The sequence below is a fragment of the Saccharopolyspora kobensis genome (assembly GCF_900108315.1).
In the GTDB taxonomy this organism is placed as follows: Bacteria; Actinomycetota; Actinomycetes; order Mycobacteriales; family Pseudonocardiaceae; genus Saccharopolyspora; species Saccharopolyspora kobensis.
This window is the reverse complement of sequence record NZ_FNVB01000002.1, coordinates 1,314,255-1,331,631: the sequence shown is the minus strand read 5'-3', so window position 1 is coordinate 1,331,631 and position 17,377 is coordinate 1,314,255. Positions and strand designations below refer to the sequence as shown.

The window sequence follows — 17,377 nt, the reverse complement described above, 5'->3', positions numbered from 1 at the left end:
GCGCACGCGCGACGTTCGGGTCTCAGGTGGCGCGGGTGAAGCGCAGGGTGCGGATCTCGAAGGGGCGCAGGCGGATGTGCAGGGCGTCGGAGGTGGCGTCGGGTTCGGCCAGCGGCCGCTCCAGCAGATCGGTGCGGGTGACGGCGGTGGCCGGGAAGGAGGTCGTCAGCCGCGCGCGGGCGCGGCCGCCGCGGGATTCGTAGAGGCGCACGACCAGGTCGCCGCTGCGGTCGTCGGCGAGCTTGACGGCTTCGACGACCACCGCGTCGTTGTCGACGGTGATCAGCGGCGCCACGGTGCGCGAACCCTGGGTGGTGCGTTCGGGCAGGTTGAGCTGGTAGCCCTCGCGGACGGCGTCGCCGATGTCGGCGCCGACGAGCAGCGCGTAGCGCAGCCGGTGGCGGCCGTGGTCGGTGTCGGGATCGGGGAAGCGCGGGGCCCGCAGCAGCGACAGCCGCACGGTGGTGGTCGTGCCGTCGGGACGGCTGTCGCGGGTGACGTCGTGGCCGTAGGTGGAGTCGTTGATCAGGGCGTGGCCGTAGCCGGGTTCGCCGACGTGCAGGTAGCGGTGCGCGCAGATCTCGAACTTGGCGGCGTCCCAGGAGGTATTGGTGTGGGTGGGGCGCATGACGTGGCCGAACTGGGTTTCGGCGGCCGAGCGGTCGGCGTGGACGTCCAGCGGGAAGGCGGCCTTGAGGATCTTCTCGGTCTCGTGCCAGTCGACGTCGGTGGTGATGTCGACGCGGCGGGCGTGCGCGGGCACGCTGATGCGCTGGTCGATGGTGGAATCGCCGATGCGGCGCCGGATGTGCACGGCGTGCTCGTCGAGGCTGACGTCCTCGACGTCGGTGAGGTCCTGGACGTGGTGGCGGTAGAAGCCGTCGAGGTCCCAGGCGTCCCAGGCGTTGGGGTGATCCCGGTGCAGTTGCAGCAGGTTGGCCGGTGCGGCGAGCGCTTCGCGTTCGGCGGCGTGGTCGTAGACCGAGGTCAGCAGGCCGCGCTGGTCGATGGTGGCGCGCAGCAGCCCGTTGTCGATGGTGATGGTGCCGTCGGGGTGGCGGGTGGGATCGGGCGGCGGGGCGTGCTCGCCGGTGGCCGCGCCCAGGGCGGGCACACCGCCCCTGCTGTGGGGCGCGGCGTTGAAGGTGATCGGGTGCACGGGCGGGCCGGCCAGCGCCTGCTGGGCCTGGGTGGTGATGGCCTCCAGTTCGGCGGCCACGCGCCGGTAGGTCTCCTGGGCCTCGCGGTGCACCCAGGCGATGGACGAGCCGGGCAGGATGTCGTGGAACTGGTGCAGCAGCACCTGCTTCCACAGCCGGTCCAGCGCTTCGTAGGGGTAGTCGCGGCCGGTGGCGATGGTGGCGGTGGCGCACCACAGCTCGGCTTCGCGCAGGAGGTGTTCGCTGCGGCGGTTGCCCTGCTTGGTCTTGGCCTGGGAGGTGTAGGTGCCGCGGTGGAATTCCAGGTAGAGCTCGCCGGACCACACGGCGGGGCCGGTGTGGTCGGCTTCGGCGGCGGTGAAGAACTCCGCGGGGGTGTCCAGGCGGACTCGTGGTGAGCCTTCCAGGTCGGCGGTGCGGGCGGCGCGGGCGAGCATCTCGCGGGTGGGCCCTCCCCCGCCGTCGCCGTGCCCGAAGGGCAGCAGCGAGCGGGTGCCGTAACCGTGTTCGGCGAAGTTGCGCTGGGCGTGGGCGAGTTCGCGGCCGGTGATCTCGGCGTTGTAGGTGTCGGCGGGCGGGAAGTGGGTGAACACCCGGGTGCCGTCGATGCCCTCCCACCAGAAGGTGTGGTGCGGGAAGCGGTTGGTCTGGTTCCAGGAGATCTTCTGGGTGAGGAACCAGCGGGAGCCGGAGGCGGCGATGAGCTGCGGCAGCGCGGCGGAGTAGCCGAAGGAGTCGGGCAGCCACACCTCGCGGGTCTCGATGCCGTACTCCTCGAGGTAGAAGCGCTTTCCGTGGATGAGCTGGCGGGCCAGGGCCTCGCCGCCGGGCATGTTGGTGTCGGATTCCACCCACATGCCGCCGACCGGCACGAACTGCCCGGTGTGGATGAAGGCGCGCACCCGGTCGTGCAGCTGCGGGTGGTGCTGCTTGACCCAGGCCAGCTGCTGGGCCTGCGACATCGCGAAGTGGAAGTCGGGGTGGGTGGCCATCAGCGCGGTGACGTTGGCGGTGGTGCGGGCGACCTTGCGGACGGTTTCGCGCAGCGGCCACAGCCAGGCGGAGTCGATGTGGGCGTGGCCGACGGCGGAGAGGGTGTGGGCGCTGGCGTGGGCGGGCCGGGCGAGCACATCGGTGAGTTCGGCGCGGGCGGCGGGTGCGGTGGCGGCGACGTCGTGCAGGTCGAGGCGGTCGAGCATGCGTTCCAGGGCGCGCAGGATCTCGTGGCGGCGGGGCGAGTCGGTGGGCAGTTCCCGCATCAGCCCGTTGAGGACTTCGGTGTCCTGGACGAGGTTCCAGACCTCTTCGTCGAGGACGGCGGCCTCGGCGCGGCGCAGCACGTACAGCGGTGGGCCGGGTTCGGTGGGGCGTTCGCCGAGTTCGGTGGGCTGGAAGCCGTGCGGGCCCAGGATGATGGGGTTGGCGGCGGCTTCGACGTAGAAGGTGCGGGTCTTGCCCGCGCTGTTGCGGCCCAGCGGCAGGTAGGTGTTGCGGGGGTGCAGGCCTTTGATCGGGGTGCCGTCGGGGGTGTGGGCGAGGCCCTCGCACTGGAATCCGGGGCGGTCGTCGTCGAAACCGAGGTCGACGAGGACTTCGGCGGTGCGGCCGTCCCACTGCTCGGGGACGGTGGCGGTGATGCGGAACCAGCTGGTGCCCCACGCCGGACCCCAGGGCTGGCCGACGGTGGTGGGCGTGTAGTCGGCGCGCAGGGCTTCGGCGACGGGCACGGGTTCGCCGGGGACGTGCCAGACGGCGATGTCGCAGGCGGCGGTGTGGCTGTGCTGGGCGGGGCGCAGTCGTTCGGCCAGGACGCGGTCGAGGCGTTGTTCGACGATGTGGCGGTCGTCGTGCATGGCTGCTCCCGGAGGGCTCGCGGGGTGTGACGGTGATCATGTTGGCACACCGCGGGATCGGTCGGCACCGCCTCGGGCGGGGCGCGGTTGCCGAGGCGGCCGAGGGCTCGCATGCTGCCGGTGCCAGAGGCGATTCCCAGCGGGAGGAGACGTCATGGGGACCTGCGAAGTCTGCGGCAACGACTACTGGATGACCTTCGAGGTGCACACCACCGGCGGCGGGGTGCACACCTTCGACAGCTTCGAGTGCGCCGCGCAGCGGCTGGCGCCGGTGTGCGAGCACTGCGGGTGCCGGATCCTCGGGCACGGGGTGGAGGCCAGCGGCCGGTTCTTCTGCTGCGCGCACTGCGCGCGCCGTTCGGACATGGCGATGGCCGCTGAGCTGCGCGATGCGGTGGGTGCGCATCCGGGGTGATGACGCGGCGTCCGCACGACCCACCCCAATTCCCCCTTTCGGGGGACAAACACACCGTCCCGATCTTCGTTATCACTCCGTTACGTAGTGGGTGAAACATCGGGACTACCTGCAACGACATGGCGGGTGAGACGGCCGTTGGCGGTCCGGTTCACGTCGGTTGTCGGGAACCGGAGTTGACAACCGGCGACGAGTCGTCGATTAACCCTCTCGGAGTAGTGGAGGACGCCCCGATGGCAGGTCTGGTTCGTTGGCTGGGCAGCATGGCGCGCGAGATGGAGCGGGCCCGCACCGTGATGCGGCACCCGCACACGAGCGTCCACCAGCGCAACGCGCGGGTCTGACAACACCCGCTGTCCGCCCGGTGCGCCGGTGCGGGCTTGAGGCAGCAGGCTGGCGGCACTCGCCGCGAGCGCAATACCGGGGCACCAGAACGACAACCGGGGCCTGTTGCCAGGACTTGCGAAGCCTGGGGTCGTGACCAGCCCGGTCACGGCCCCAGTGCTGTTTTCCGCGCCCTGCGCCCGATGCGGGCGGGCGCGGTTGCTAGCGTGCACGACAACCGCGCGAGACGAGGAGGTGAGACCCATTTCCGCTGTGGCAGACCGGGTGCTCCCCTCCGGCCGACACCGCCGGTGATCGCGCTGGAGCGCCCGACCGGATCTTCGAAAGGCGCTCACCATTTCTTCGTCGACTTCTCCTGATGTGGTGGCCGAACTGCGTTCGGCCGGTTGTGTTTTCGCCGAGGAGGAAGCCGCGCTGCTGCACGAAGCGGCCGGCGACCAGGCCGAGCTCGCCGAGCTGCTGCGCCGCCGCGTCACCGGGCTCCCGCTGGAGCAGGTGCTGGGCTGGGCGCAGTTCTGCGGGCTGCGCATCTCGATGGCCCCCGGCGTGTTCGTTCCCCGCCGCCGCACCGAATTCCTCGCCGAGCGGGCCATCGCGCTGGCCGCACCCGGCTCGGTGGTGGTGGAGCTGTGCTGCGGAGCGGGTGCGGTGGCCGCCGCGGTAGCAGCCGCGCACCCGCGGGCCGAACTGCACGCCGCCGACATCGATCCCGCCGCGGCGGCCTGCGCCGCGACCAACCTCCCCAGCTCCGCCGGAGTCACCGAAGGCGACCTGTACGAGGCGCTGCCGGTGGGGCTGCGGGGCCGCATCGATGTCCTGGTGGCCAACGCCCCCTACGTGCCCACCGGCGAAGTCGGCCTGATGCCACCGGAAGCCCGGCTGCACGAACCGTCGATCGCGCTCGACGGCGGCACCGACGGCCTGGCCGTCCAGCGCCGCGTGGCCCAGGACGCGCCGCACTGGCTGGCCCCCGGCGGGACCGTGCTGATCGAGACCAGCGGGAGCCAGGCACCGCACACGGCCGAGATCCTTGCCGCGGCGGGCCTGCTCCCCCGCGTCCTGCACTGCGACCAGCGCGATTCCACCGTCGTGACCGGCACTGCCGGATAGCAGCGCACCACGGGCGCGGTGGGCTGCGGATCCGCCCGGGTGGTCCTCGCAGGGCCACCTATCCCGTTGGCCGGTGACCACGACGAGATCAGACTGGGTGCATGGCGAACAAGGAACTGGGCGACTTCCTCCGCGCCCGCCGCGCTGGGCTCACCCCGGAGGAGATCGGCCTCCCGGTCGAGTTCGGCGGGGCTCGCCGCGTCGCAGGCCTGCGGCGCGGCGAGGTCGCCCGGTTGGCCGGGGTGAGCGCCGAGTACTACACCCGGCTCGAACAGGGCCGCGCCGGACAGCCCTCCGAACAGGTGCTGCTCGCCCTCGCCGAGGCCCTGCGGCTGGACGACGTCGAGCGCCGGCACCTGTTCACCCTGGCCGGCACCGCACACGGGATTCGGGATCGCGGCGAGCACTCGGCGCGACTGCGGCCGGCGATGCGGCAGGTGCTGGAATCGATGGACCTGTGCCCGGCCTACGTCCGCGACGGCAACCTCGAGATCGTCGCCGGGAACGCGCTGTGGGCACTGCTGTTCCCCGACATCGCCGCGCTGCCCCGCCGGGAGCGCAACATGGTCCGCTGGACGCTGCTGGACCCCCGGGCGCGCGTGGTCTGGCGCGACTGGGAGCACGTGGCCCGCGACTACGTCCACGTGCTGCGGCTGGCCGCTGCCGACCAGCCCCGCAATCAGCGCATCGCCAACCTGATCGGCGAGCTGATGGTGCGCTCACCGGAGTTCCCGGCGTGGTGGTCCGAGCACCGCGTGCACGAACGCAGCACCGGCAGGAAGCGGATCCACCACCACATCGCCGGTGACCTCGACCTGCAATTCGAGATCTTCACCCCGGTGGCCGACCCGAGCCTGTCGATGCTGGTCTACTCGGCCCCCACCGGCTCCCCCAGCGAGGAGCGGCTGCGGCTGCTCGCCAGCTGGGGAAGTGAGCCTGCGGCACCGCGCAGCGCTGACGCCGACGCCTGACCGCCACCCCCATCACCCGGACTCGCGTGCGCCGCGCACGCGGAGTCGATATCGCCGTGCGCGCACGCGCCCGGTGCCGCTCGATCACGGCTTGCGGGCCGTCACGGAAAGGAAACTCCCCGATGAGCAAGACGTTCCTGGTCACCGGTGTCAGCAGCGGGCTCGGGCTGGCGATCGCCCGCCAAGCGCTGGCCGCCGGGCACCGGGTGGCGGGCACGGTGCGCACCCAGCAGCACGCGGCCGCCTTCGAGTCCCTGGACGCCGAACGCGCCCGGGCCTTCCTCCTCGACCTGACCGAGCAGGACCGCATCGAGCCGACGGTGCGCGCCGCCGAAGCCGCGCTGGGGCCGATCGAGGTGCTCGTGGCCAACGCCGGCTACGGCGTCGAGGGCACCTTCGAGGAGTCCTCGATGGCCGATCTGCGCCGCCAGTTCGAGGTCAACGTCTTCGGCACGGTGGCGACCATGAAGGCGGTGCTGCCCGGCATGCGCGAACGGCGCGGCGGGCACATCTTCGTGATCACCTCGATGGGCGGGATGACCACTTTCCCCGGTCTGTCGTTCTACGAGGGCAGCAAGCACGCGATGGAGGGCATCACCGAGGGGCTCGCCCAAGAGGTCGAGCAGTTCGGGGTGCGGGTGACCGCGGTGGCCCCCGGCGCCTTCGCGACCGACTGGGCGGGCCGGTCGCTGGTGCGCGCGCCACGCGGCATCCCCGACTACGACGAGCTGTTCGATCCGATCCGCGCCCGCCGCCAGGCGCTGGCCGGTCAGGGGATCGGCGATCCCGACCGCGCCGGCCAGGCCGTCCTCGCCGTGCTCGACGCCGAGGTGCCGCCCGTGCACCTGCTGCTCGGCTCGGACGCCCTGCGCCTGGTCACGGCCGGACGCCGGCGCGTCCAGAACGACATCGACACCTGGAAGGAGCTCAGCCTGTCCACCGACCGCTCCGACGGCGGAGTGACCGTCTCCGCCTGACCGATCGGGTCCCGTCGAGGTGGTCGGCCGCGTCGGCGGACCACCGGTGGGCTGCGGGGCGGCCGTCCTCGGCCGCCCCGCAGCCTGATCACGGCAGCGGCACCTCGGCGGGCGCTGCCCATCCGGTGCGGGCGATGACCTCCTCGGCGGCCTGCTGCGCGGTGCTGGTGGTGGTGTCCACGCGCAGATCACCGAGCCCGGCGTGCTCGAGCGAGTCGGCTCGTGCGGCGGCGGCTTCGGCGATCCGGCGCAGCTGCTCGGGCGGGAGCCCGGTCAGCGGATCGCCTGGTTGCGGCCAGCCCTCGCCCTTCCCGCGCAGCGCGATCCGGTGGGCGAGCTGGTCGGCCGCGGCGTGCAGGCGGCAGACCGTGAACGCTGCGCCCGGCAGCGCCTCGGTGTAGGTCTTGACCGCCGCGGCGTCTTCGGCCGGGCCGGTGATGACCAGGTGGCGGGCCCCGGCGGCGTGGTAGGTCTCCCACAATGCCGCGAGGTTGGCGGCCTTGAGCCGGTGATCGCCGGGCGGGCCGCAGAAGGCCAGCTGGTCGAGGTCGACGTAGGCAGCGGTGTGCCCGGCGTGCAGGGTCTGCTGGTAGACGGCGAAGCCGGTGGCGGATTTGCCCACACCATCGGCCCCGCACAACCACAGCACCGCGCCGTCCGCCGTGGTCGAGCGCCGGGGTGCTCGCGGCTGCCCGTTCGCCTGGCGGGCAGGCCGGAACCCGCATCGCTGCCTGACCAGTTCGGCCGTCTCGCCGATGGTGCGGCCGGTGGTGTCCACGCACGTTCCGGCGACGTTTCCGGCGTCGAGGGCCTCGGCTTCCCGCAGCATCTCGGTCACCGGGGCGTTCTCGCCCTGGCGGGCCCGGAAGCGCTGGGCGAGCTCATCGTGGTCGGCGCGCAGCCGGCACAGGCTCAGCCGCGCCTGCGGGATCTCCTCGGCTTCCACACCGCGCGCGGCGTCGAGGACTCCGGAGACGATCACGCACCGGGCGCCCGCGGCCTGGAAGTGGGCCACCACCGACCGCAGGTTGGCGGTCTTCATCCGGTAGCGCCCGGGATCGCCGGCCGGTTCGGGGAAGCACATGCCGAGCTGGTCGATGTCGACGAAACCGGCGTCGACGCCCTCGCGGATCAGCCGGCTGCGGATCTCCCAGGCCACCGTGGTCTTGCCGACTCCCGGTGGGCCGCACACCCACAGCACGGGGATCTGCGAGTGGTCGGCGATGTCCGGGGTGTCAGCCACGGGCGGAATGCTGCCGCGCGGAGGAGGTCGTGTCGAACGATTTTCTCCGCGCTGGGCCGGGTTCTGGCCGGACCTGCCCCAGGGGGGCGGGGTCGGAGATCGGCACCCTCGGTGATCTCGGCGGTACCGGGGCCGCCGACCGGACACGGTCGCGGCGCGCATGAGCATGCTGATCCCCTGGACCGGGACGTCCGGACCGCTTCCAGCCGCAGCCCGCGACCCCGAGGTCGCCGGGAGCACTTCGCGGGCCGATCACTTCGGCAGCGTGCTGTCGCTCTCATCGGTGTTCTGCGCCGCCGGACCGGGAAAACCCGGATCGGCGGTGCTGCGCGGCGACGGTGCTGGGGGCAGCTGAGAAATCGGGTCCGTGACCGGTTTGAGCGCGCGCCGCACCAGCCTCCGGATGGTCCAGACGTGCCTGAGCCGCGGCACGGCCGGCGGGAATCTCGTGAACCGCGGACGCCATCGGTGGTCGAAGGACAGGATTCCTCTGAGGGGGAAGTCCCAGCGGAGCCCTTTGGTGTGCGCAGCGGGCGGGATGTCCGGCAGCTGCGGCAGCGGTGGCCAGTCGATGCCCGGCTCGGCCGACGACCTCCTCGCGTGCTCCTGCCCCGCCCCTTCCCGGAAGGCGTGATAGAGCTCGTCGTCGTAGACGAGCAGCAGCAACCGGGTGGGTGCGGTGGCGTGCAGTGCTTCGGTGAACTCCCACATCGTGCCGGAACCCGGGACCGCCGAGATGATCACGGCGTGCGCGCCCCGGATCAGCCCGCTCACCGCCTCCTGCCAGTTGTCGACGGGCAGGTAGCCGCGCTCGGCCCCGAGTGCCGGTAAGCGCTCGCCGGGTTGCCCGATCGCGACGACACGACCGAGGCCGCGGAACTGGCGCATCAGGAATTCCTCGTGCGTGCCGGGAAGCTCGAAGGGCGAGCGGGTGCTCCAGCCCGGGGCCTCGGTCGGCGGCAGCGCCATCGCGGGATCGATGGTGAAGGGTCGCAAGTACAGCAGATAGCGCTGCCCGGTGAGCTCCTCGAATGACGGGATGATCCGGTGGCGGTGTCGCCTTCCCTGGTCCAGCAGACCAGCGCTGACGCCGAAGAGCAGAAGCGCAGGAATGACGAGCGCGACCGCGAGCAGCGGATGTGTCCACAGCGGAAGGTCTGCCCCGGACACGAGGTCGTTGTACAGCGGCGCGCCGATGAGGAACATCAGCAGCACCAGGATCCTCAGCGTCCATCCCAGCGCGGTCAACGCGCGTCCTCGGGCAGGACTTTGACGTGCCCGGTCCGCACCGCGATCTCCATCCGCTTCCTCGGCGCCCGTGTCGGTTGCGGGGCCGAGCTGCCGGCTGTCGTCGCTTGATCGCCCGGCCGGGACCTCGACGTCGGCCAGCAGGCCACCGATGACACCCAGCACGATCAACGGCCAGGGAATGGTGAGGTCGCCGTGGACGTGCACTTTGGTGACGACGATCAGCACGCCGGCGGTCGTGGTGGTGACCAGCGTCGCGATGTGCACGAGGATCTGCGTGCTGTCCAGGTGTCCGGCGATCAGGCTGCTGATGAGCACGCCGATCAACCCCGCCGCCGGGAAGATCAGGACCACCACGGTGCCCAGGTCGAGCAGGAGGAACACCCACCGGAAGAATGCGCTGTCCCACTCCGGACGGATCGTGGAGTAGACCAGCGCCCCGAGGTGCCTGCGCTCCCGCCCGTAGCTCTCCACCGTCAACCACAGTGCGGCGAATGCGGAGACGGCCAGGCCTAGCCCGGCCAGGGTGTTCGGCACGGCCCTGCGCGGGCCGGATGCGCTCGTCGACCGGCCGTGACGGACCTGAATTGCCGTTGTGAGCGCCTGGACCGACGCAGCGGCCACGGCCGTCCACGTGACGACATCGGCGACATGAGCCATCCGCCCATGATCGCCCCGGGATACCTCGCCGGTGCGGGCTTGGGGAGGACGGCGCTCGGCGATGCCGACGATCACTCGTGTGGAGCAGCCAGGCTGGTCACCCTCGGCTCTGCTGCGGTTGCGGCGTGTCGAAGCGGCGCAGTTGGGGGTGGCTCAGCGCCAGCCACGCGATGCCCGCCACGCACAGCAGGCCACCGGCGCAGGCGGCGATCGCGGCCGTGGTGGCTTCGGCGACCAGTCCGGCGCGGAAGTTGCCCAGTTCGGGGCCGCCGGCGCCGACGATGTGCTCGACGCCGCTGACCCGGCCGCGGTGGGAGTCCGGGGTGGCCAGCTGCACGATCGCCGCGCGGGTGATCACCGAGGTGGTGTCGGCGGCGCCTGCCACGGCCAGGCAGCACAGCGCCTGCCACGATGCGGAGGCCAGTCCGAGCCCGGCCAGCGCCAGTCCCCACACCGCGGCGGCGGCCAGCAGGACCGTGCCGGGCCGGGCGGCGCGGGTGAGGATCCCGGATGCCGCACCCGCGGTGATGCCGCCGACGGCCAGGGCGGTGAACAGCAGTCCCAGGGTGCGTGGGTCGCCGCCGAAGCGTTCTTCGTTGATCAGCGGGAACAGGCCGATGGGCATGGCCATCAGGGTGGCCAGCGCGTCGGTGAGCAGCGCACCGCGCAGCACGGGGCTGGCGGCGATGAACCGCCAGCCGTGCCAGATCGCGCGGACTCCGGGTCGGCCGGTCTGGCCGTCGGGCCGCATCGGCGGCAGGCGCGCCACCCCGTAGAGCACGGCGGTGAAGGCCGCTGCGTCGAGCAGGTAGCAGGTGCTGACGCCCCACTGCGCGACCAGCACTCCGGCCAGGGCCGGGCCCAGCAGCATCGCGACCTGGAAGTTGAGGTTGAGCAGCGCCACACCGGCGCGGACCAGGTCGGCGGGCAGCAGGCGGGGCACGAAGGTGCGGCGGGCGGGTGCGCCGAGTCCGCCGCCTGCGGCGTTGAGGGCCACCAGCGCCAGCAGCACCCACTGCGATCCGGCGCCGGCCAGGCCGTGCAGCGCCAGCAGCGCCACCGCGCTCAGCTGCAGGGCGTTGGCCACCAGCGCCAGCGTGCGCCGGTCCACGGCGTCGGCGAGGGTGCCGCCGATGAGCCCGGTGACGACCATCGACAGCGCCTGGCTGAGCCCGACCGCGCCCACCGCCACCGCGCTGCCGGTCAGCTGCCACATCTGGAACAGCACCGCCACGACGGTGAACTGCCCGCCCATCGACACGATGGCCCCGGTCCACCACAGGCGCCGGAAGTCGGTGCTGGTGCGCAACGGCCGGGTGTCGAGGATCCGGTCGAGGCCGCTCACGACGGCGGGAGGTGGTCGTCGAGGCGGTCGCGGAAACGCCGCCGCTCCAGGGCTTCGCGCAGGTCGGCAACCGCTCGGCTCAGCGGGTAGGGGGTTTCGGCGTCGAGTTCGCGCAGGGCCGCTTCGCTGGCCCGCCACTCGGCTTCCAGCAGCGGCAGCATCCGGCGGGCGCGGTCGGTGAGGGTGATCTGACGGGTGCGCGCATCGGATCCGGTCGCGGTGCGCACGAGGCCTTCGCGGCGCAGCGCGGCGACGGTCTGGCTCATCGCCGAGTGGGTGACCTCCAGGGCGTCGGCGAGTTCGCGGATGGTCATGGTGCCGCGGTGACCGAGCCGGATCAGCGGCCCGACGAACCGCGGCCGCACGCCGGTGATGCCGCGCTGGGCGTAGAACTGGTCGATCTCGTCGTCGAGGGAGTTGAGCAGCTGTCGCAGCGGTCGCCAGACGCTGGTCTCCTCGGTGGGATCGTGCGTCACCCCCTCAAAGTAACAGCACTTGCACAAGTGCTGTTACTTTGAGGGCGAACCCGACGGTCAGGCGCGGTGGTGGTGCAGCACTCCGGGGATCCCGCCGTGGTCGGGCAGCCGGTGGCCGCGGGCGAACTCCGCCCACAGGCGGCGCAGCGCGGTGGCTGCGGTGGTGATCTCCTCCCAGTTGGCTCCTGCGACGAGTTCAGCGCGCTGCCAGGCTCTTTCGTCGCCGAACAGCAGCGGGAGGTCGATGGTGTGCGCGGCGCCGTTGGGGTTTCCCGGCGCCGCCCAGGTGATGACGTAGCGGTGCGCGCGGCCGCCCGCGCGGGCGTGGCGGCGGGCGAAGCGCTCGGCCGGACGCCCGTAGACCCGGGCGGTGATCGCATCGACGGCGCGGCCCAGGACCGCCTCGCCGAGGACGGGCACCCTGCTCAGCCGCTGCAGCGCGGGCACGGTGGCCAGGAACAGGCGCACTTCCTCGCGGGTGTGGCCGATGAGGACGTCGATGTCGCCGGCCACGGCCTCCCACGCCGCCGGCAGCTCATCCTCCCGGGGCAGCGGGTGGTGGCCGTACTGGGTGCCGAAGGGCATCACCGCTTTGAGCCCGAACCGCGCGGCGCTCCTGCCCGCGGCGGCCTGGCGGGCGACGACAGCGGCGGCCGGCATCTCCGGGGTGATGTCGCGGGTCGCCGCGGCCATGGCCCGGTACATCTTCGCGCGGCCGCGGGAGATCCCCAGCGGAGCGCTCTGGATGATGGCGCGGCGGAACAGCCCGGCGGCGCCGGGTGTGGCCATCAGGTGCGCGACGGCGTCACCACCGGCGGACTGGCCGAAGGCGGTGACGTTGCCGGGATCGCCGCCGAACGCGGCGATGTTGCGCCGCACCCAGCGCAGCGCTTCGAGCTGGTCGAGCAGGCCCAGGTTGGCCGGGCGGCCGCGGCCGTCGCCGAGGTAGCCGAACAGGCCCAGCCGGTAGGTCACCGACACCACGACGAGGTTCTCCTGGGCCACCAGCGGCGCCGGGTCCATGATCGCCAGGTCACCGGCGCCGGAGGTGTAGGAGCCGCCGTGGATCCACACCATCACCGGCAGGTCGTCGCCGGGCCGGGCACCGGCGGGCAGGGTGACCGACAGGTGCTGGCAGTGCTCGTCCTGGCGACGGTCCTCGGCGGTGACGCCGAGGACGCGTTCGAGGAAGGCCACCGGGGCTTGCGGGCAGCCCGGTGACCACTCGGTGGCCGCCAGCGGTGCGCTCCAGTCCTCGGCGGGGGCCGGGGCGGTGAAGCGGCGGGCCCGCGCGTAGGGGATGCCGGTGGCGCGCAGGACCTGCCCGTCGGCCCATCCGGTGATGGGCCCGCACGGCGGGGTGAAGGTGGGCTGGGCGTTCAGGGCGGTGTCCCTCTCCGGCGGGGCGTCAGCTCAGGGCGTCGCGGTGCTTGGCGGCCAGCTGGGTGTAGTGCTCGGCGGAGAGCGCGAGGGCCTTCCGCTCCTCGTCGGTCAGCTCCCGGCGCACCTTGGCGGGGGTGCCGGCGACCATCGAGCCGGGCGGCACCTCGGTGCCCTCCAGCACCACCGCTCCGGCGGCCACCAGTGATCCGGCGCCGATGCGGGCGCCGTTGAGCACCACCGAGCCCATCCCGATCAGGCAGCCCTGCTCCACGGTGCAGCCGTGCAGGACCGCTTTGTGCCCGACGGTGACGCCCTCGGCGATCTCGGCGGGGAAACCGGGGTCGGCGTGCACCACGCAGCCGTCCTGGACGTTGCTGCCCGCGCCGATGCTGATGGTCTCCATGTCGCCGCGCAGCACCGCGTTGTACCAGACGCTGGATCCGGCGGCCAGGCTCACGCGTCCGATCAGCGCCGCGCCCGGCGCCACGAAGGCCTCCGGGTCGATCTGCGGGCTGATGCCGTCGACGGCGAGGGTGATGGGGCGCGTGCTCACTGGTCCTCCTGTGCTCGGCGCTGCCGGTGCAGCCACCGCAGCGATTCTTCGGTGTGTCCGTCCACTTTGGTCTCGATGCCGTCGAGGAAGGTGCGATCGCCGTGCGCGGCGAGTTCGGCGAGCACCGCTGCTGGGTCACCGGCGTCGATGATCTCCAGCAGCCGCCGGTGGCGGGCGACGTCCTCGGTCAGGCTCTCCCGATCCTGACGGGCCTTGCGGTTGAGCGCCATGGACAGCATCAGCTGCAGCTGCAGCGACCGGTAGGCCTCCTCCAGCCGCTGGTGGCCGGACAGGCCGACCACAGAGACGTGGAAGTCGAAGGAGCGCTCCAGGAAGTCCGGCTCGTCGCCGGCGTCCGCGGCCTCGCTCATCCGCTGCAGCGCCTGCCGGCAGCGCCGCATCCGCGCCGCTTCGCGCACCGGCACGCCCAGCCGCACCGCCAGGGCCTCGAACTCCGCGCGCAGCGTGCAGATCTCGTAGATGTCGTGCAGCGTCAGCGGTGTCACGATCACGCCCTTGCGGGGGACCTGGCGCACCAGGCCTTCGCGTTCGAGCACGCGCAGCGCCTCGCGCAGCGGCGGGCGGCTGATGCCCAGCTCGTGGGTCAGCCGGTTCTCCACGATGCGCTGCCCGCACAGCAGATCACCACCGATGATCATGCGGCGCAGGGTGGTGGCGGCCAGTTCCACCAGGCTGGGCGGGCCGACGATGCTGGGAGCGCGCACCGCCCGGGTGTGGTCGACGGGTCCGGTCACGGCCGGCGGTGTCTCCTCTCCGGTGCCGGGCGGCTGGTCCACCCGGGGCAACCTCGACGGGAAGAGCTTGTCAGCTCTGATCTGCCTGCTGTAGACAAAATACAGTGATGCCGATCACGGTGTCCGGTTTTCCCCGGATCTCCTGGAGCCGCGCATGAGCACCTCCCCCGCCTCCGGCCCGCTCCCGCTGCACGGGGTGCGCGTGCTGGAGATCGGCGCGTTCATGGCCGCGCCGTTCGCCACGATGCAACTGGCCGACCTCGGCGCCGACGTCGTCAAGGTGGAGAACCCCGCAGGTGGCGACCCGGTGCGCCAGACCGGGCCGTTCCTCTCCGGCCACAGCTCCCCGTTCCTGCGCCTGAACCGCAACAAGCGGTCGGTGGCGCTGGATTTGAAGGACCCCGAAGGGCGGCGGCTGCTGCAGCGGCTGCTCGACGACGCCGACGTGCTGGTGGAGAACCTGCGGCCCGGCGCGCTGGCCGCCCTGGGCCTGGGCCACCAGCCGGTGCGGGCCCGCAACCCCCGCCTCATCTACGTCTCGGCCTCCGGGTGGGGGCAGGACGGGCCGCTGGCCGCCCAGCCGGGACTGGACATCATGGCCCAGGCCCGCGCCGGGCTGATGAGCATCACCGGCCACCCCGGCGGCCCGCCCACCAAGGTCGGCGTGCCGATGTGCGACCTGGTGTGCGGGCTCTACGCCGCGCTCAGCGCGGTGGCCGCGCTGCGGGCCCGCGAGCACACCGGGCAGGGCCAGCACATCGACGTCTCGCTGCTGGAGTCGGGCGTGTCCTTCGCGGTGTGGGAGGCCGGCGCCTACTTCGCCACCGGCGAGACCGGCCGCGCGCACGGCTCGGCGCACCAGAACAGCGCCCCCTACCAGGCGGTGCGCAGCCGCGACGGGTGGGTGACGGTCGGGGCGACCACCACCAAGACCTGGCCGGCGTTCTGCCGCGCCCTGGGCCTGACCGGCCTGCTCGACGACGACCGCTACAGCAGCTCCTACGACCGCTACCAGCACCGCGACAGCCTCATCCCCGCCATCGAGCGGGCCACCGCGCAGCTGGGCACCGCCGAGATCGTCGAGAAGCTCACCACGGCCGGGGTGCCGTGCGCGCCGATCGCCACCACCGATGAGGTGTTCACCGACGAGCACCTGGCGCAGCGGGACTTCTTCTGGGACGCCCCGCACCCCGAACTCGGGCCGGTGCGCCAGATCGGCTCCCCGATGCGGCTGTCGGCCACCCCGCCGCGCCGCGACCACGCCGGTCCCCGGCTGGGCGCCCACACCCGCGAAGTGCTCACCGAAGCGGGTCTGGACGCCGACGAGGTGACGCGGCTGCGTGACCGCGGGGTCCTCGCCACCGGCGAGTGATCACCGCCCGCACTGTCGGTTTTCCGCGACGCGAGCTCAAGGAGGAGCGATGCGCGCGTTGTCCTGCGGCCGCCGGGTGCTGGCCGCGTTGAGCACGGTGGTCCTGCTGGGTTCCTGCGCGCTGGGCGAGTCCGGCCAGGAGCAGGCCGGGGCGCCGCGCCCGGTGGGGCCGGTGACGATGGTGGTGCCCTTCGCCGCGGGCGGCGGCAGCGACATCTCCGGCCGCGCGGTGGCCGACGGGCTGGCCGCGGCGATACCGGGCCTGCGCGTCGACGTCGACAACCGGGAAGGCGGGCAGGGCGCGGTCGGCTACTCCTACCTGCTGTCCAAGGCCGGCTCGCCGAACTACCTGCTGGCCACCGAGACCTCCCTGCTGTCGCTGCCGCTGAGCGTGGAAGTGGCCTTCTCCCACCGCAGCTTCACCCCGGTGATGAAGCTCGGCGAGGACTACACGCTGCTGGTGGCGCTGCCGGGCTCGCCGATCACCAGCTGCGCCGACGCCGTCGCCCAGAGCCGCCACCGGCGGGTGCTGGCGGGCATCTCCGGTGCGGTGGGCCCGGATGCGGTGGTGTTCTCCGAGCTGCAGCGCCGCTCCGGCGCCGATTTCGACACCGTGCCCTACGAGGGCGGCGGCGAGACGATGGCCGCGGTGCTGGGCGGGCAGGTGGAGCTGGCCTCGCTCAACCCCAGCGAGGTGATGGGCCAGCTGCGCGCCGGCGAGCTCAAAGCGCTGTGCGTCTTCGCCGAGCAGCGCTACGACTACCCGCAGCTGGCGCACGTGCCGACGTCGCTGGAGCAGGGCATTCCGGTGTCCTTCGCCCAGTTCCGCGGCGTGATCGCCCCCGGCGGGCTGTCCCCGCAGGCCACCGCCTACTGGATCGAGGCCGCCCGCTCCTTCGCCGGGTCGGCGGCCTACCGCGACTACATCGCCTCGGAGTTCCTGCAGCCCCGGGTGGCCTTCGGCGAGGAGTTCGCCGCCTACCTCGCCGAGGCCGAGACGACCCTGGCCCAGGTGGTGCGGCGATGAGCGGGCAGCGCGCGCAGGTGGCGCTGTACGCCTCGCTGGCGCTCATCGGTGGGGGTTTCGCCGTCACCGCCCCGGCCTACGGGGTGCTGCTGGAGGAGTCGCGCATCGGGCCGGGCTTCCTGCCGCTGGTGGCCGGGCTGGGGCTGACGCTGTTCTCGGTGCTGCTGCTGGCCGAGCAGCTGCGCGCGCCGCGGCCCGCACCGGCGCAGCGCGGCACCGACGACTTCGGGCGCAGCCCGCAGCAGCGGATGCGGATCCTGCGGCGGGTGTTCGTGCTGCTGCCGGCGACCGTGGCGCTGGTACCGCTGCTGGGCATGGTGGTGGCCTTCGGGCTGCTGGTGCTGGTGATCTCCACCTGGCTGGAGGGGCGGCGGCCGCTTCCGGCGCTGGTGCTCAGCGCGGGCTCGGCGGCGGTGATGCACGGGGTGTTCGCGGTGGTGCTGCAGGTGCCGCTGCCCACCGGGGTGTTGGGGTTCTAGGCCGC

At 72.6% G+C, this 17,377-nt stretch carries 15 protein-coding genes; 7 read left to right on the top strand and 8 right to left on the bottom strand.

Annotated elements, in window-relative coordinates; genetic code table 11:
• Positions 1-22 precede the first annotated feature (22 nt).
• A complete protein-coding gene (locus C4T78_RS05980; protein ID WP_093353331.1) occupies positions 23-3,013 on the bottom strand; it encodes an alpha-mannosidase in 2,991 nt (996 codons plus the stop codon).
• 154 nt (positions 3,014-3,167) lie between these two features.
• On the opposite strand from C4T78_RS05980, the gene C4T78_RS05975 reads away from it, so the two are divergent.
• From C4T78_RS05975 to C4T78_RS05960, 4 genes are all read left to right on the top strand, one after another.
• Positions 3,168-3,428: a metallothionein gene (locus C4T78_RS05975; protein WP_093353328.1), complete on the top strand. Its 261-nt coding sequence runs from the start codon at positions 3,168-3,170 to the stop codon at positions 3,426-3,428.
• Positions 3,429-4,133: 705 nt separating this feature from the next.
• Positions 4,134-4,883, top strand: a complete 750-nt coding sequence (locus C4T78_RS05970; protein WP_374703860.1) for a putative protein N(5)-glutamine methyltransferase — start codon at positions 4,134-4,136, stop codon at positions 4,881-4,883.
• A 101-nt stretch (positions 4,884-4,984) separates the two neighbouring features.
• Entirely contained in the window at positions 4,985-5,854 is an 870-nt protein-coding gene (locus C4T78_RS05965; RefSeq protein ID WP_093353323.1) for a helix-turn-helix transcriptional regulator, read from the top strand.
• 122 nt (positions 5,855-5,976) lie between these two features.
• Complete coding sequence (locus tag C4T78_RS05960; RefSeq protein ID WP_093353321.1) at positions 5,977-6,831, top strand: oxidoreductase; 855 nt, start codon at positions 5,977-5,979, stop codon at positions 6,829-6,831.
• Between the two features lie 88 nt (positions 6,832-6,919).
• On the opposite strand, the gene C4T78_RS05955 is transcribed toward C4T78_RS05960, so the two are convergent.
• The 7 genes from C4T78_RS05955 to C4T78_RS05925 all read right to left on the bottom strand — a co-directional run bounded on the left by C4T78_RS05955 (position 6,920) and on the right by C4T78_RS05925 (position 14,494).
• The gene (locus C4T78_RS05955; protein WP_218161595.1) at positions 6,920-8,074 is read right to left on the bottom strand and encodes an AAA family ATPase; all 1,155 of its coding nucleotides are present in this window, start codon (positions 8,072-8,074) and stop codon (positions 6,920-6,922) included.
• A gap of 252 nt (positions 8,075-8,326) precedes the next feature.
• Positions 8,327-9,859: a hypothetical protein gene (locus tag C4T78_RS05950; protein ID WP_093353319.1), complete on the bottom strand. Its 1,533-nt coding sequence runs from the start codon at positions 9,857-9,859 to the stop codon at positions 8,327-8,329.
• A gap of 220 nt (positions 9,860-10,079) precedes the next feature.
• A complete protein-coding gene (locus C4T78_RS05945) occupies positions 10,080-11,327 on the bottom strand; it encodes an MFS transporter (protein ID WP_093353316.1) in 1,248 nt (415 codons plus the stop codon).
• Positions 11,324-11,803: a MarR family winged helix-turn-helix transcriptional regulator gene (locus C4T78_RS05940; RefSeq protein WP_093353314.1), complete on the bottom strand. Its 480-nt coding sequence runs from the start codon at positions 11,801-11,803 to the stop codon at positions 11,324-11,326. Before C4T78_RS05940 ends, C4T78_RS05945 begins: the two co-directional genes overlap by 4 nt.
• 57 nt (positions 11,804-11,860) lie before the next feature.
• Positions 11,861-13,120: a carboxylesterase family protein gene (locus tag C4T78_RS05935; RefSeq protein ID WP_258958335.1), complete on the bottom strand. Its 1,260-nt coding sequence runs from the start codon at positions 13,118-13,120 to the stop codon at positions 11,861-11,863.
• A gap of 91 nt (positions 13,121-13,211) precedes the next feature.
• Positions 13,212-13,739 (bottom strand): gamma carbonic anhydrase family protein, encoded by a 528-nt coding sequence (locus tag C4T78_RS05930; protein WP_093353308.1) that lies wholly within the window; start codon positions 13,737-13,739, stop codon positions 13,212-13,214.
• Entirely contained in the window at positions 13,736-14,494 is a 759-nt protein-coding gene (locus tag C4T78_RS05925) for a GntR family transcriptional regulator (protein ID WP_093353788.1), read from the bottom strand. Before C4T78_RS05925 ends, C4T78_RS05930 begins: the two co-directional genes overlap by 4 nt.
• A gap of 154 nt (positions 14,495-14,648) precedes the next feature.
• Between C4T78_RS05925 and C4T78_RS05920 the strand changes: the two genes are divergently transcribed.
• Genes C4T78_RS05920 through C4T78_RS05910 form a run of 3 tightly spaced genes read left to right on the top strand, consistent with a single transcriptional unit; the run spans position 14,649 to position 17,372 of the window.
• The gene (locus C4T78_RS05920; RefSeq protein ID WP_093353306.1) at positions 14,649-15,866 is read left to right on the top strand and encodes a CaiB/BaiF CoA transferase family protein; all 1,218 of its coding nucleotides are present in this window, start codon (positions 14,649-14,651) and stop codon (positions 15,864-15,866) included.
• A gap of 49 nt (positions 15,867-15,915) precedes the next feature.
• The gene (locus tag C4T78_RS05915; protein WP_093353303.1) at positions 15,916-16,893 is read left to right on the top strand and encodes a tripartite tricarboxylate transporter substrate binding protein; all 978 of its coding nucleotides are present in this window, start codon (positions 15,916-15,918) and stop codon (positions 16,891-16,893) included.
• Entirely contained in the window at positions 16,890-17,372 is a 483-nt protein-coding gene (locus C4T78_RS05910; RefSeq protein ID WP_093353301.1) for a tripartite tricarboxylate transporter TctB family protein, read from the top strand. The genes C4T78_RS05915 and C4T78_RS05910 overlap by 4 nt, the downstream gene beginning before the upstream one ends.
• The last annotated feature ends 5 nt before the right edge of the window (positions 17,373-17,377 follow it).